This window comes from Streptococcus sp. HCA-5024, from assembly GCF_037890265.1.
Lineage (GTDB): Bacteria > Bacillota > Bacilli > Lactobacillales > Streptococcaceae > Streptococcus > Streptococcus lingualis.
The window spans coordinates 290,998-305,434 of sequence record NZ_JBBKBR010000001.1 but is presented as its reverse complement, the minus strand read 5'-3'; the positions used below and the strand labels follow the sequence as shown (position 1 = coordinate 305,434).

Here is a 14,437-nt window from a genome sequence, read left to right as displayed (position 1 = left end):
TGGGACAAGGAAAAGCTATGAGATTAGAAACAAGACAAATCATGGTAACAGTTGCTGCCATTGTGGGATTTTTAAGTTTTGGAGGGTGTGTTGGAAAGCCAAAAGAACAGACGAAACCAATAAATCACATCGCTTCTTCATCAACCAAAGAAGATAAAAAAGCCATTAAACAAAAACAGCTCGCCTATCTGAAAGAACACGAGCAAGAAATGACGGCCTATGTGAAAGCACATAATGCCAATATTCATCAGGTGTCTTATGACTGGGACAGTATTAAAACAGTTGTAGGAGGTAATGGAACACCTCAGGGAGGTGACGAAATACTATTAGTTTATGGTTATGCCAATGGAAGTGATCTAACAAATTTTAGCCTGAATTTTACGTTAGACGAAAATAAGATGCCTAAAATAGATTCAATTGGTTCTGACAGTTTGTATCGGGTAGAAAAGAAATGATCCGTCCGTTAGACAATGAGAGATGCAATAGAGGAATCGCTTTTAAACGAAATAAAATTATGAAAAAACAAATAAACAATCTGATGATTGCACTTGCTTTCATTTTAACAATTGGATGTCTAGTAGGATGTGTGAAGCAAGAACGTGAAAAGAGCAGACAAGCGCAAACTGTCACGTCTTCAACCACAAAGGAAGACAAAGAAGCCATTAAACAAAAACAGCTCGCCTATTTGAAAGAACATGAAAAAGAAATTGTTGATTTTGTGAAAGCTCAAAGTCCGAAAATCGAATCCGTCCAGATTGATTGGAATAGTATGGTAATTGAAGAGTCTGGGAATGGAACGCCTCAGGGTGGTGGTTACAATTTATCTATTTCTGGTCAGATTAATCAATTAGAAAACACAAAATTCTCCGTTGATTTTTACCTAGAAGATCAAAATAGCATACCAACTATCAAAAAAATGGGGATGCTTAATGATATTTATATCGAGGAAAATGGTGGCTGGAAAATTTTTTCCTAAGTAAATAGAAGGATTAGTGTTAGGAGGAAAATGAAAAGAAAAATGAAATGTACCCTTAAGTTAATGGCTTTAATGCTTATTTTCACAAGCATTGGAGGTTGTAGTGTAAATCAAAAAGCTCATACGAAACAAGCACAAACTGCAACCTCTTCCTCCACCAAAGAAGATACAGAAGTGCTCAAACAAAGGCAAGTCGACTTTTTAAAAAAACACGAGTCCGAAATTACGAACTACATAAAGTTGAATGATCCAGAAGTTGTTCGAGTCAAGTATGATTGGGATAGCGTGAAAGTAGGAGATAGTGGTTCTTTTACGGAATCTGGGTTTGACATTCGTTTAAAGGTCTATGGGGCAAATGATAAGGAACTTAATGGTTATTCATTTTTTATTGTCCCAAAACCAAATGTTGAGAATCCAATTTCAATTGATTCAATTTCTGGTTCGAATTTTCCTTAATAAAATCAACAGATCATTCTAGCTATGAAGAGGGAAGGATTCCAAAAATACTTAAGCTATGAGTTTATAATAGATCCAGAAATGATAGGTGGACATTTTAAAGAAAAATCTGTACAAAATGGTAGGAGGACTTATGAAAAGTCGAAAAATCATGATGATAGGTGTATCAATTGGGGTGGTGCTATGTATAGTTGGATGTACCGTGAAACAGAAGGAAGATACCAAGCAAGATAAAACGAATGTTTCTTCGTCAATCAAAGTAGACAAAAAAGCCATTAAACAAAAACAGCTCGCTTTTCTCAAGGAACATGAGCAAGAAATCGTCGATTTTGTGAAAGCCCAAAATCCGAAAGTCGAATCCGTTCAGATATATTGGGATGAAACTCAGTGGGGCGTGGCAGGAAATGGAACACCTCAAGGTGGTGACGAAATGATTCTCATTTTTGGTGGATTTAATCAAAATCCTGAATCGAGTTGGCGAGTTGATGTAGTCGTGGAAGATGGAAAAATTAATTTAAAAATGATGTCTTTGGGCCAATCCTTAAGGATAGGTGGAAGAATTTTCGAATAAATAAGTTGATAGATCAATTCGAAGTGAGTAGATTGGAGAGAATTGAATGAAGAGACAAATGGAACTATTTTTGATCATTTTGTTACCGATCCTAGGACTGGTTTTTCTTGGAAGAAAAATTATGACCCTGACCAAAAGCCCCGAACAGAAGATAACGACCTCATCTTCAAAGAAAGTCGTACAAAAACCAGATGAAGACATAAAAAAAGAACAACTGGACTACCTAAAAGAACACGAACAGGAGATTGTTGATTTAGTCAAAGCACAAAATTCAAAAGTTGAATCCGTTCAGATTGATTGGGATCAGACACAATGGAGTGATGGTGGACTGACAACTCCTGAATATTATATGAATGTTTTTGGACGTATAAATAATATTGAAGAATCGGGTTGGGGAGTAGATATCCCAATTAATGAGGATAATACATTAAATTTAGATGAGATGTATGTAGGATCCTACATTAGAGTAGGGGGGAAATTATTTGACTAATTGGAATTTAAAAAGTTTTGATAATCTATATGCTTCATTAGCAGAATCAGCTTACAGAGATAGACCAAATAAGTTTCCATATGAACAATTGGATCAAATCCAGGAAGAGCGTTCAAAGCTCAAATGGGAGTATGACAACGAGATAGATGCTTTTTATAAAAATCAGAGAAAGCTGGAATCGAAAGATAAAAAAAACAGTAAGGTTGTCCTTACTGTTTTTTTAGTTGGTTCCAGATGATGCTGTATCTGCGCCACTGTCTGTTGCTGTGGAGCCTTGGTCTTGTGCGGCAGATGAACTGGTTTCTGTAGCAGATGAGCTATCGGTTTCTTTTTGTGAACTTGTTTCTGTATTGCTTGAATTGGTTTGTGTATTGGTGTTAGCATCTGTATTGGTAGCGCTTGAGTCAGATCCCTTATCGTGAACCACGACGACGCTGGTGCTACTAGATGGTTTGTCTTCTGTTTTTTGATTGTCTTTATTGAGCAGGCTCATAATGGTAAAGGAAGTGACGATAATCCCTAAGAGACTGGCAATCGTAGCTACAACGGTTTGAAATACGGACAAACCTTGTTTGACTTTCTCACCGCGAGATGGTCTTGTATCTGCTTTTTCCTCAGGTTTTTGGTTTTTGTTACTTCTTGAATATTGTGACATGTTCATTCTCTTTCTATCAAAAATTGTTTTTTAACACTTTCCTATTATAAGTCATTTTCTGAAAAATGTCTAAAAAGAACTGAATTTTATAGAGTGATTTTGCCGCATCTCTCTTTATCAAATCCTTGTCCCAAGCGGTCAGAAATGATAAAATAGAAGTTACGTAAAAAGAAAGTGATGGATGCGTAGGACATGATCTATTTTGACAATTCAGCAACGACTAAACCCTATCCAGATGCCCTTGCGACTTATACAGAAGTAGCGACTCGGATCTGGGGCAACCCTTCTAGTTTGCACAATCTAGGTAGTCAAGCTACTCGTATTTTGGAAGCTTCTCGGAAACAAATTGCGGAGCTAATTGGCAAGAAAGCTGAGGAAATTTACTTCACGTCTGGTGGAACAGAAGGGGACAACTGGATCCTAAAGGGTGTCGCCTTTGAGAAAGCTCCTTATGGCAAGCATATCATTGTCTCTGACATCGAGCATCCCGCTATCAAGGAATCGGCTGCTTGGTTAAAGACGCAGGGATTCGAAGTGGATTACGCTCCAGTGGATGCGCGTGGCTTTGTCAAGGTGGATGCCTTGGATAATCTTCTCCGTCCAGATACGACTTTGGTTTCTGTCATGGCCGTCAACAATGAGATTGGCTCCATCCAGCCCATCCATGACATCGCGGCTCTCCTAGAAGATCGTCCAACTATTAGTTTTCATGTCGATGCGGTTCAAGCTTTGGCAAAGGTAGCAACAGAAGTTTATCTACCAGAGCGCGTGGACTTTGCGACCTTCTCTAGTCACAAATTCCATGGACTTCGCGGAGTCGGCTTTGTCTACATCAAAGAAGGCAAAAAGATCACCCCTCTCTTAACCGGAGGTGGTCAAGAAAAAGAAATGCGCTCGACAACTGAGAATGTGGCAGGCATTGCAGCAACAGCAAAAGCCCTACGCTTAGCCATGGAAAACCAAGAAGCTTTTGCCAGCAAGACCCAGCAGATGAAAGAAGTCATCCGCAAAGAATTGTCCAACTATCCAGATGTCACTATCTTTTCTGGTGAGGATCACTTTGCGCCTCACATCTTGACTTTCGGGATCAAGGGAGTTCGTGGAGAAGTAGTGGTCCATGCCTTTGAAGAGTTTGATATTTACATCTCGACCACTAGTGCCTGTTCGTCCAAAGCAGGTAAGCCAGCTGGAACCTTGATTGCCATGGGAGTGGACAAGAGTATCGCACAGACAGCTGTTCGCTTAAGCCTCGATCTTGAAAATGACATGAGCCAAGTCGAGCAATTCTTGACCAAGTTCAAACTGATTTACGAGCAAACACGAAAAGTACGTTAATTTTAGAAGGAAATCAACATGACCTTAACCTATTCAGAAATTATGATTCGCTATGGAGAGCTTTCTACTAAAGGAAAGAACCGTATGCGTTTTATCAATAAACTTCGCAATAATATCCAAGATGTTTTATCTATCTATCCAGCTGTCAAAGTGACAGCCGACCGTGATCGAGCGCATGCTTATCTGCACGGGACGGATTATGAGCCAGTAGCAGAATCCCTCAAGCAGGTTTTTGGAATCCAAAATTTTTCACCCGTATACAAGATTGAAAAATCTGTTCCGGCCTTAAAAGCGGCTGTGCAAGAGATTATGAAGGAGATTTACAAGGACGGCTTGACCTTTAAAATCTCAAGTAAACGCAGTGATCATACCTTTGAACTCGATAGTCGCGAGCTCAACCAAACCTTGGGAGGTGCGGTCTTTGAAGCGATCCCAACCATCCAAGCTCAGATGAAAAAACCAGATATCAACTTGCAAGTTGAAATTCGAGAAGAAGCAGCCTATATTTCTTATGAAACCATTAAGGGAGCTGGTGGCCTTCCTGTTGGTACATCTGGCAAGGGCATGCTCATGCTTTCTGGTGGGATCGACTCTCCAGTAGCTGGTTACCTAGCCTTGAAGCGTGGAGTGGATATCGAGGCGGTCCACTTTGCTAGCCCACCTTATACCAGCCCAGGAGCTCTTAAAAAAGCCCATGATTTAACACGGAAGTTGACTAAGTTTGGCGGCAATATCCAATTTATCGAGGTTCCCTTCACAGAGATCCAAGAGGAAATCAAGGCTAAAGCGCCAGAAGCTTACCTAATGACCCTGACTCGTCGCTTTATGATGCGCATTACAGACCGCATTCGCGAGGTTCGCGGTGGTTTGGTGATTATCAATGGTGAAAGCTTGGGACAAGTGGCTAGCCAAACCTTAGAGAGTATGCAGGCCATCAATGCAGTGACTAATACGCCGGTTATTCGTCCGGTAGTGACCATGGACAAATTGGAAATCATCGATATTGCCCAAGCCATTGATACCTTTGAAATTTCTATCCAGCCATTCGAAGACTGTTGTACCATCTTTGCGCCAGACCGTCCAAAGACGAATCCAAAACTCAAAAATGCGGAGCAGTATGAGCAACGGATGGATGTGGAAGATTTGGTTGAGCGTGCGGTAGCAGGCATCATCGTAACAGAGATCACACCAAAAGCAGAAAAAGATGAGGTCGATGACCTGATCGAGGATTTGCTATAGGAGAGACTGGGAGTATCCAGCCTCTTTTTCTAACCAACTTAAAGGAGACAAGATGAAAAAAATTATCGTTTTAATGACAAGTTTGCTTCTGTTGACAGGCTGCGTCAAAGTATCATTTACTGGTCCGAAAAAAGAAGAGAAGACCAGCCAGTCAACCAGCAGTAAAAAAGAACCGCTCACATTTGTCAGAGCCGACCAGTATAAAGACCAGGACAACGAAGTCCTGGAAGCGTCTGAGAAATTTATCAAGGAACATCCAACGCTTGGAGAACCTGGAAAATTATTTGTCTTTTTCCCAGGCTATACCTTTGGAAATGAGGAAAATCGCTTCGCCTTGTTCTTTATCGTAAATCGTACCACCACAACCATCGATCGTGATGGATCCTTTGTTCTGAATTTAGAATATGATGGGGAGCCACTATTCAAAGATGTCACAGTTGACTATGAAGTGAGCGAATCTGGTGTATTGAAACCCAATACGGCTGCAGCCATTCCTATCAAAATCACCAAGGAACAAGAAGAAAAAATGAAGAGCATGAACGATTCTTCAAAAGCAAAAATGAGCTTCAATGACTTTAAATTTAAGGATAAGTAGATGAAGAAGTCGGACTGACAAGCAATCTTAAAATAAAAGATACAAAATAATCCATTTTATAAAAGAAATTCGTTTTCAAAGCGCAAAAATACTTGTCTTTGTCTGATAGAAGTGATATACTAAGAGAGTTGACTATGCACATGCCTGTGCAACCGCTCGAACATCGTCGCTCATTTCCATGAGAGTAAGTGGTTCGTCCCACGATGCTAGGCGAGTCTTCACAAAAATACGGGGAAACCCAAAAATACATAGGAGGTGCATAATGAGCACATACGCAATCATTAAAACTGGCGGAAAACAAGTTAAAGTTGAAGTTGGTCAAGCAGTCTACGTTGAAAAATTGAACGTTGAAGCTGGTCAAGAAGTTACATTTAACGAAGTTGTTCTTGTTGGTGGTGAAAACACTGTTGTCGGAACTCCACTTGTTTCAGGAGCTACTGTTGTTGGAACTGTTGAAAAACAAGGAAAACAAAAGAAAGTTGTTACTTACAAGTACAAACCTAAAAAAGGTAGCCACCGTAAACAAGGTCACCGTCAACCTTACACTAAAGTTGTCATCAACGCTATCAACGCTTAATTTTAGGAGAACACATGATACAAGCAGTCTTTGAACGAGCCGAAGATGGCGAGCTGAGGAGTGCAGAAATCACTGGGCACGCTGGAAGCGGTGAATACGGCTTTGATGTCGTGTGTGCATCGGTTTCGACTCTAGCCATTAACTTTGTCAACTCTGTTGAGAAATTTGCAGGCTACGAACCGGATCTAGAATTAAACGAAGAAGAAGGTGGCTTCCTTCGGGTGACGATCCCGACAGATATTCCACCTCATCAGAGAGAAATGACCCAACTATTCTTTGAATCATTTTTCTTAGGGATGGCAAACTTATCGGAGAACTCATCAGAGTTCGTCCAAACAAGAGTTATCACAGAAAACTAACATGGAGGAAAACAATTATGTTGAAATTGAATCTTGCTAACTTGCAACTTTTCGCCCACAAAAAAGGTGGAGGTTCTACATCAAACGGACGTGATTCACAAGCAAAACGTCTTGGAGCTAAAGCAGCTGATGGACAAACTGTAACAGGTGGATCTATCCTTTACCGTCAACGCGGTACTCACATCTACCCAGGTGTGAACGTTGGACGTGGTGGAGACGATACTTTGTTCGCAAAAGTTGAAGGCGTAGTACGCTTCGAACGTAAAGGTCGCGATAAAAAACAAGTTTCTGTTTACCCAATCGCAAAATAAAAAGGTTTCCTTAACCTTTTTATCCCGAGCCTTGATCCAAAGGTGAGGAAGCTAGAAATAGCATAAATCAAAGCTTTCCGGATTGACGGAAGGCTTTTTTCTTTTATTTATTTAAAAATATCGTGTTTACTCTTGTTAATATAATGTTTGAATTTGTGTTTTTTGAAAAATGTAGTATAATAGAGACAAATATAGTAGGAATGGAAGTAGTACCATGAAAGATAGCAGACATGTTGAAATTCTTCAAGAACTGGATCGAAAAAGTGTGGTATCAGTCAAAGAACTCAAGGAACTCTTTGGGGTGACAGACATGACCATTCGTCGCGATCTGATCGATCTTGAAAAACAAGGTCTTTTAGTTCGTGTACATGGTGGAGCCCACAAAAAGGTAAAAGATAGCTTATTAGAGGCTTCTCACAGTGAGAAAAATCTCATCAATATTGATGAGAAACGCACCATTGCAAAAAAATGTGCAGAGTTGATCGAAAATGGGGATACCGTCTTTATTGGGTCTGGTACGACAACAGATTTTATCGGTGACTATTTAGAAGGAAAGGAAATCAGTATTGTCACCAATTCCCTCCCCATTTTTGAAAAGCTAAAGGATTTCCCGAATTATGACTTGATATTAGTTGGTGGTCGCTACCGGGTGAAGACACAAACTTTTGTCGGGCAATTTGCCAATAAACTCTTGAAAGAAATCAAGGTTTCTAAAGCTTTCATCGGGGTCAATGGCATCGATGGGCATCATGTTTCCACTGCCAATGAAGAAGAGGGAAATGGTAATGCTATTATTCTAAACAATGCAATTGAGAAATATGTGGTTGCCGATAACAGTAAGTTTGATAGCTATTCTTTCTATAGTTTCTATCGAGTGGAAGACCTGAATGCCATTATTACTGATGATAGTATTCCAAAGAAGATCAAAGACAAATATGGCTTTTATACGAAAATTATATAAAATGAGAGGCTGGGACAAAAGTCCTAGCCTCTCAATTGTATTTGGATTGTCGAGCAAGACGCAGTGGTTGAGTGGGCTCTACTACGCTGATTTCATCAGCTTTTACAGCCCTACTCAACTGTGCGGAGGTGGGACGACGAAATCGAATTCTAACGAATTACCGATTTCTGTCCCACTCTCTTTTTACTGATTTAATGATGTTGGAAAATGACGGATAGAAAGCGCTTTAGAGCGATATACAAACAAAATTAAACAAATTTAGACAAAAAATGATTGACAATCAATCAATATAGTGATATACTGAAGCTATAAATAAATAGTTAGATAAGGAGGTGGCAACAATGGGATTAAATCAACTCTTTAACAAAGATCTTGTGTTTTGCCTACATGCCAAGGATCAAACAGATCTCTTTGAGCAAGTAGCAAGCTTATTGGAAGAGCGACAGATTGTGACACCAACCTATCGTTCCGCTTTGATTGAGCGTGAAAAGTCTTTCCCGACTGGATTAGACATGGAATTTCTTGGTAAGGACTTACCAAATGTGGCGATCCCGCACACAGACATTGTCCATAATCTCACTGAGAATGTGGTTGTGGTTCGTTTGGATCAACCCGTAACTTTCCATAATATGATTGCTCCAGATAAGGAAGTTCAAGTTTCACTCTTATTCTTTATTATCAATAATACGAGCTCAAGCCAAACCAATATTTTGGCCCAGCTAATGGATTTCTTTACATCCAATGGAAATCTCGAAGCTCTATCAAAATTAGATAGTGAAGATAAGCTTTATCAATACATTACGGAAACTATTTCCTAAAACATTCGTAAATATTTATAATGGAGGACATCCAAATGATTAAAATTTTAGCTGCCTGTGGTGCAGGTGTTAACTCTAGCCACCAAATTAAGAATGCGTTGGAAGAAGAGTTGTCAAACCGTGGTTATGATGTGCGTTGTGACGCTGTCATGGTCAAAGACGTCAATGAAGACTTGATTTCAGGTTATGACATCTTTACTCCAATTGCTGCGACTGATTTGGGATTCGATCCTGGTATTCCAGTGGTAGAAGCAGGACCAATCTTGTTCCGTATTCCAGCGATGAGTGCGCCAGTCTTTGATAACATCGAAGCTGCCATTAAAGAACATGGATTGAGTTAATATTTTTTTAGACATGATTGTAAGCGTTATCCAATTATAAAATTGGGAACACTTTATGCTGTAAATTACAAAAAATTCATAAATCGGGAGGATTTATTATGAATGGCATTATTGATTTTGCCAATAAATTTTTCAAACCCATCCTAGACATGGGTGCTCCGATCATCATGTTGATCGTCTTGACTTTATTGGCTCTCTTATTTGGAGTGAAATTCTCTAAAGCCCTTGAAGGTGGTATTAAACTTGCCATCGCCCTTACTGGTATCGGTGCTATCATCGGTATGTTGAATGGAGCTTTCTCAGCATCTCTTGCAAAATTCGTTGAGAATACTGGTATTCAATTGAATATCACTGACGTTGGTTGGGCACCTCTTGCGACCATCACTTGGGGGTCTGCCTGGACACTTTACTTCTTGTTGATTATGTTGATCGTCAACGTTATCATGCTTGCGATTAAGAAAACTGATACACTTGACGTCGATATCTTCGATATCTGGCACTTGTCTATCACTGGTCTTTTGATCAAATGGTATGCTGATAAGAATGGTGTTAGTGCAGGGGTATCCCTCTTCGTTGCAACTCTTGCCGTTGTCCTTGTAGGGGTTATGAAAATCATCAACTCAGACTTGATGAAACCAACATTTGATGATTTGTTGAATGCACCAAGTTCATCACCTATGACATCTACTCACATGAACTACATGATGAACCCAATCATCATGGTCTTGGATAAAATCTTTGACAAATTCTTCCCAGGTCTTGATAAATACGACTTCGACGCTGCTAAATTGAACAAGAAGATCGGTTTCTGGGGATCTAAATTCTTTATCGGTTTCCTTCTTGGTATCGTCATCGGTATCATGGGTACTCCACATCCAGTTGCTGGTGTACAAGATGCTGACAAATGGGAATTGGTTATTAAAGGTTGGTTGAGCCTTGGTTTGACTGCCGGTGTCTGCTTGGAATTGTTCTCATTGATCGGTTCTTGGTTCATCGCAGCAGTAGAACCATTGTCACAAGGTATTACAAACGTTGCTACTAAACGTCTTCAAGGACGTAAATTCAACATCGGTTTGGACTGGCCATTTATCGCTGGTCGTGCTGAAATCTGGGCTTGTGCCAACGTACTTGCGCCAATCATGTTGATCGAAGCAGTGCTTCTTTCTAAAGTCGGAAATGGTATCTTGCCACTTGCAGGTATCATCGCTATGGGTGTAACTCCAGCCTTGTTGGTTGTAACACGCGGTAAATTGATCCGTATGATCATCTTCGGAAGTCTTCTCTTGCCACTCTTCCTTCTTTCAGGAACATTGATTGCACCATTTGCAACTCAATTGGCTAAGAGTGTTGATGCCTTCCCTAAAGGGGTAGCTTCTACTCAATTGATCACTCACTCAACTCTTGAAGGACCAGTTGAAAAATTGCTCGGTTGGACAATCGGTAACGCAACAACTGGTGATATCAAAGCTATCCTTGGTGTAGTTGTCTTCTTGGCATTCTATATCGGAATCTTCGCTTGGTACAGAAAACAAATGATCAAACGTAACGAAGAATATGCTGCAAATGCAAAATAATCGTCATATGTAGTTTGAAAACTGACACCATATCTTTTGTGGATATGGTGTTTTTATTTTAAAAAAATGTTCGAAAATAAACAATTTAATGTTGACTTTCGTTCAAAATAGGTGTAATATAATATCAAAAGTAAGAAAATGTTTCTTTGTGAAAATTTAACAACAGGGATATTTGCTGAAACAAACAAAAGGAGGACAGGACATGTCTATTGTAATTGGTGCAGATGCTGCAGGATTAAGATTAAAAGATCTCGTGAAAGAGTTTCTTGTAAAAGAAAACTTCGACGTTGTGGATGTAACTGCTGAAGGTCAAGATTTTGTAGATGTGACACTTGCAGTTGCGAGCGAAGTGAACAAAAACGATCAAAATCTTGGAATCGTGATTGATGCTTACGGTGCTGGTCCATTTATGGTTGCAACTAAAATCAAAGGAATGGTAGCAGCAGAAGTTTCAGATGAACGTTCTGCTTATATGACACGTGGCCACAACAATTCTCGTATGATTACCATGGGTGCTGAAATTGTTGGGGATGAATTAGCCAAGAACATTGCCAAAGGCTTCGTCAATGGTAAATACGACGGTGGTCGTCATCAAATCCGTGTCGATATGTTGAATAAGATGTGCTAATGAGAGGAGAATTCAAATGAGAATTGCAATTGGTTGTGATCACATTGTGACAAATGAAAAAATGGCTGTTTCTGATTTTTTGAAATCAAAAGGATATGAAGTGCTCGACTTTGGAACTTATGACCATACACGTACCCACTATCCAATCTTTGGTAAGAAAGTCGGTGAAGCGGTATCAAGTGGCCAAGCAGATCTTGGTGTTTGTATCTGTGGTACTGGGGTTGGGATTAACAATGCTGTTAACAAAGTACCTGGTATCCGTTCTGCTTTGGTACGCGATATGACAACTGCTCTTTATGCTAAAGAAGAATTGAACGCGAATGTGATCGGTTTTGGTGGTAAAATTACTGGTGAATTGCTCATGTGCGATATCATTGAAGCATTTATTCACGCTGAATACAAACCAACTGAAGAAAATAAAAAATTGATCGCTAAGATCCAACATGTGGAAACCCATAATGCCCATCAAGCGGATGCTGATTTCTTTACAGAATTCCTTGAAAAATGGGACCGTGGTGAATACCACGACTAAGAGGTGACATATGATATTAACGGTCACGATGAACCCTTCGATTGATATCTCTTATCCTTTGGATCTACTCCAGTTGGATACAGTCAATCGTGTGACTGAGGTGAGTAAGACAGCCGGTGGGAAAGGTCTCAATGTCACCCGTGTACTTTCTGAGATCAAGGATCCAGTGGCAGCGACCGGCCTACTTGGTGGTCGAACAGGTCAATTCATTCTTGATCATTTAGGAGAAGGAATAGAGGAACGTTTCTTTGAGATTGAAGGAGATACACGAAATTGTATCGCCATCCTTCACGAAGGCAAGCAAACAGAAATCTTAGAAAAAGGTCCAACCATTTCTGAGAAAGAAGGGCAAGGTTTCCTCGACCATTACCGTCACTTGATCGATCAAGTGGAAGTGGTTGCGATCTCAGGTAGTCTTCCTGCTGGTTTACCAGTGGATTATTATGCTAGCCTTGTCAAGATTGCAAGGGAAGCTGGAAAACCAGTCGTACTCGATTGCTCAGGTGCTTCTTTAGAAGCTGCCATTCAAGCAGATGTCAAGCCAACGGTCATTAAGCCCAACAATGAAGAGTTGTCTCAATTGTTAGGAAAAGAAGTGAGCAAGAATGTGCAAGACTTAAAAGAAGTTCTTCAGGATGCTCTCTTTGATGGCATCGAATGGGTGATAGTCTCTCTTGGAGCAAATGGCGCTTTTGCGAAGCACGGCGATGTCTTCTATAAGGTAGATATTCCTAAGATTGATGTCGTCAATCCAGTCGGATCTGGTGATTCGACTGTTGCAGGAATTGCATCTGGTCTCTATCATCATGAGAGTGACGCAGACTTGCTCAAGAAAGCAAATGTGCTTGGAATGTTAAATGCGCAAGAAGCACAAACAGGACATGTCAACATGGGGCACTATGATGCCTTGTATCAACAATTAATCGTAAAAGAGGTATAAAATGGTATTAACAGAACAAAAACGCAACTATTTGGAACGTCTTAGTACAAAAGACGGTGTTATTTCAGCTTTGGCCTTTGACCAACGTGGGGCTTTGAAACGCTTGATGGCCAAATACCAAGACACTGAGCCAACTGTAGCACAAATGGAAGAATTGAAAGTTCTTGTAGCAGATGAATTGACAAAATATGCTTCCTCAATGTTGTTGGACCCAGAATATGGTTTGCCTGCTACGAAAGCCTTGGACAAAGATGCTGGACTCTTGCTTGCATACGAAAAAACAGGTTACGATACATCTAGCACCAAACGTTTGCCTGACTGCTTGAACCTTTGGTCAGCAAAACGCATCAAAGAACAAGGCGCAGATGCTGTGAAATTCTTGCTCTACTATGATGTAGACAGTGCAGATGAACTCAACCAAGAAAAACAAGCTTATATCGAACGCATCGGTTCTGAATGCGCTGCTGAAGATATTCCATTCTTCCTTGAAATCTTGGCTTATGATGAAGGAATTGCAGATGCAACCTCTGCTGAATATGCGAAAGTGAAACCTCGTAAGGTGATTGAGGCTATGAAAGTCTTTTCAGATCCTCGTTTCAATATCGATGTCTTGAAAGTGGAAGTTCCAGTTAATGTGAACTTCGTGGAAGGATTTGGAGAAGGTGAAGTTGTCTATAGTCGTGAAGAAGCGGCTGCCTTCTTTAAAGAACAAGAAGAAGCAACCAACCTTCCATACATCTACCTCAGTGCTGGTGTATCAGCAAAACTCTTCCAAGAAACTTTGGAATTTGCTCATGCATCAGGTGCTAACTTCAACGGTGTCCTTTGTGGACGTGCGACATGGGCAGGTTCAGTAGAAGCTTACATCAAAGATGGAGAAGCAGCTGCTCGTGAATGGCTTCGTACAGAAGGTCGTCAAAATATTGAAGAATTGAATGCGGTCTTGGCTAAAGTGGCAACACCTTGGACAGAACGCGTGTAAGAAACAAATCGTTATTGCCTCCTAAAGCAACATTTAGAACATTGGAAGGAAGAAATTCCTTTCAATGTTCTTCATTATTTCAAGGACTTGTTTCTTT

21 protein-coding genes and 1 other annotated feature are annotated in these 14,437 nt (G+C 40.2%); of the genes, 20 read left to right on the top strand and 1 reads right to left on the bottom strand.

Features of this window, described 5'->3' with window-relative positions; all coding sequences use genetic code 11:
- Positions 1-17 precede the first annotated feature (17 nt).
- From WKT08_RS01635 to WKT08_RS01610, 6 genes are all read left to right on the top strand, one after another.
- A complete protein-coding gene (locus tag WKT08_RS01635) occupies positions 18-455 on the top strand; it encodes a hypothetical protein (protein WP_065426861.1) in 438 nt (145 codons plus the stop codon).
- A gap of 59 nt (positions 456-514) precedes the next feature.
- Positions 515-976 carry a hypothetical protein gene (locus WKT08_RS01630; protein WP_049472551.1) on the top strand — a complete coding sequence of 154 codons (462 nt, stop codon included), beginning with the start codon at positions 515-517 and terminating at the stop codon, positions 974-976.
- Between the two features lie 30 nt (positions 977-1,006).
- Positions 1,007-1,432, top strand: coding sequence for a hypothetical protein (locus WKT08_RS01625; protein WP_049472550.1), 426 nt, complete (start codon positions 1,007-1,009; stop codon positions 1,430-1,432).
- 133 nt (positions 1,433-1,565) lie between these two features.
- Positions 1,566-2,003: a lipoprotein BUG3 gene (locus WKT08_RS01620; RefSeq protein ID WP_239665647.1), complete on the top strand. Its 438-nt coding sequence runs from the start codon at positions 1,566-1,568 to the stop codon at positions 2,001-2,003.
- A 46-nt stretch (positions 2,004-2,049) separates the two neighbouring features.
- Positions 2,050-2,493, top strand: coding sequence for a hypothetical protein (locus WKT08_RS01615; RefSeq protein ID WP_340279648.1), 444 nt, complete (start codon positions 2,050-2,052; stop codon positions 2,491-2,493).
- A complete protein-coding gene (locus WKT08_RS01610; RefSeq protein WP_340280109.1) occupies positions 2,486-2,731 on the top strand; it encodes a hypothetical protein in 246 nt (81 codons plus the stop codon). Before WKT08_RS01615 ends, WKT08_RS01610 begins: the two co-directional genes overlap by 8 nt.
- Here WKT08_RS01610 and WKT08_RS01605 read toward each other — a convergent pair.
- Positions 2,714-3,148 (bottom strand): DUF6556 family protein, encoded by a 435-nt coding sequence (locus WKT08_RS01605; protein WP_155199713.1) that lies wholly within the window; start codon positions 3,146-3,148, stop codon positions 2,714-2,716. The two genes, WKT08_RS01610 and WKT08_RS01605, sit on opposite strands and share 18 nt — an antisense overlap.
- Positions 3,149-3,340: 192 nt before the next feature.
- Here WKT08_RS01605 and WKT08_RS01600 point away from each other — a divergent pair, with 192 nt between their 5' ends.
- From WKT08_RS01600 to lacD, 14 genes are all read left to right on the top strand, one after another.
- Positions 3,341-4,483 carry a cysteine desulfurase family protein gene (locus tag WKT08_RS01600; protein WP_340279646.1) on the top strand — a complete coding sequence of 381 codons (1,143 nt, stop codon included), beginning with the start codon at positions 3,341-3,343 and terminating at the stop codon, positions 4,481-4,483.
- An 18-nt stretch (positions 4,484-4,501) separates the two neighbouring features.
- On the top strand, positions 4,502-5,722 hold the full coding sequence (thiI, locus tag WKT08_RS01595) for a tRNA uracil 4-sulfurtransferase ThiI (protein WP_045759562.1): 1,221 nt from the start codon (positions 4,502-4,504) through the stop codon (positions 5,720-5,722).
- Between the two features lie 52 nt (positions 5,723-5,774).
- Positions 5,775-6,317, top strand: coding sequence for a membrane lipoprotein lipid attachment site-containing protein (locus WKT08_RS01590; RefSeq protein ID WP_070594946.1), 543 nt, complete (start codon positions 5,775-5,777; stop codon positions 6,315-6,317).
- Between the two features lie 140 nt (positions 6,318-6,457).
- Positions 6,458-6,545, top strand: a sequence feature (ribosomal protein L21 leader region).
- A gap of 34 nt (positions 6,546-6,579) precedes the next feature.
- Entirely contained in the window at positions 6,580-6,894 is a 315-nt protein-coding gene (gene rplU / locus WKT08_RS01585) for a 50S ribosomal protein L21 (RefSeq protein ID WP_003007734.1), read from the top strand.
- Between the two features lie 14 nt (positions 6,895-6,908).
- Positions 6,909-7,253, top strand: coding sequence for a ribosomal-processing cysteine protease Prp (locus tag WKT08_RS01580; RefSeq protein WP_003002581.1), 345 nt, complete (start codon positions 6,909-6,911; stop codon positions 7,251-7,253).
- Between the two features lie 17 nt (positions 7,254-7,270).
- Positions 7,271-7,564 carry a 50S ribosomal protein L27 gene (gene rpmA, locus WKT08_RS01575; protein WP_003002805.1) on the top strand — a complete coding sequence of 98 codons (294 nt, stop codon included), beginning with the start codon at positions 7,271-7,273 and terminating at the stop codon, positions 7,562-7,564.
- Between the two features lie 214 nt (positions 7,565-7,778).
- Positions 7,779-8,525 carry a DeoR/GlpR family DNA-binding transcription regulator gene (locus tag WKT08_RS01570; RefSeq protein ID WP_340279642.1) on the top strand — a complete coding sequence of 249 codons (747 nt, stop codon included), beginning with the start codon at positions 7,779-7,781 and terminating at the stop codon, positions 8,523-8,525.
- Positions 8,526-8,866: 341 nt separating this feature from the next.
- Complete coding sequence (locus WKT08_RS01565; RefSeq protein WP_023918370.1) at positions 8,867-9,343, top strand: PTS sugar transporter subunit IIA; 477 nt, start codon at positions 8,867-8,869, stop codon at positions 9,341-9,343.
- Between the two features lie 35 nt (positions 9,344-9,378).
- Complete coding sequence (locus tag WKT08_RS01560) at positions 9,379-9,684, top strand: PTS sugar transporter subunit IIB (protein ID WP_003002828.1); 306 nt, start codon at positions 9,379-9,381, stop codon at positions 9,682-9,684.
- A 98-nt stretch (positions 9,685-9,782) separates the two neighbouring features.
- Entirely contained in the window at positions 9,783-11,258 is a 1,476-nt protein-coding gene (locus WKT08_RS01555; protein ID WP_340279639.1) for a PTS transporter subunit IIC, read from the top strand.
- Positions 11,259-11,460: 202 nt separating this feature from the next.
- Positions 11,461-11,886: a galactose-6-phosphate isomerase subunit LacA gene (gene lacA / locus WKT08_RS01550; RefSeq protein ID WP_003007724.1), complete on the top strand. Its 426-nt coding sequence runs from the start codon at positions 11,461-11,463 to the stop codon at positions 11,884-11,886.
- 16 nt (positions 11,887-11,902) lie between these two features.
- On the top strand, positions 11,903-12,418 hold the full coding sequence (gene lacB / locus WKT08_RS01545) for a galactose-6-phosphate isomerase subunit LacB (protein ID WP_340279638.1): 516 nt from the start codon (positions 11,903-11,905) through the stop codon (positions 12,416-12,418).
- A gap of 10 nt (positions 12,419-12,428) precedes the next feature.
- Complete coding sequence (locus WKT08_RS01540) at positions 12,429-13,358, top strand: tagatose-6-phosphate kinase (RefSeq protein ID WP_340279637.1); 930 nt, start codon at positions 12,429-12,431, stop codon at positions 13,356-13,358.
- Between the two features lies 1 nt (position 13,359).
- Positions 13,360-14,340 (top strand): tagatose-bisphosphate aldolase, encoded by a 981-nt coding sequence (gene lacD / locus WKT08_RS01535; protein WP_003007720.1) that lies wholly within the window; start codon positions 13,360-13,362, stop codon positions 14,338-14,340.
- The last annotated feature ends 97 nt before the right edge of the window (positions 14,341-14,437 follow it).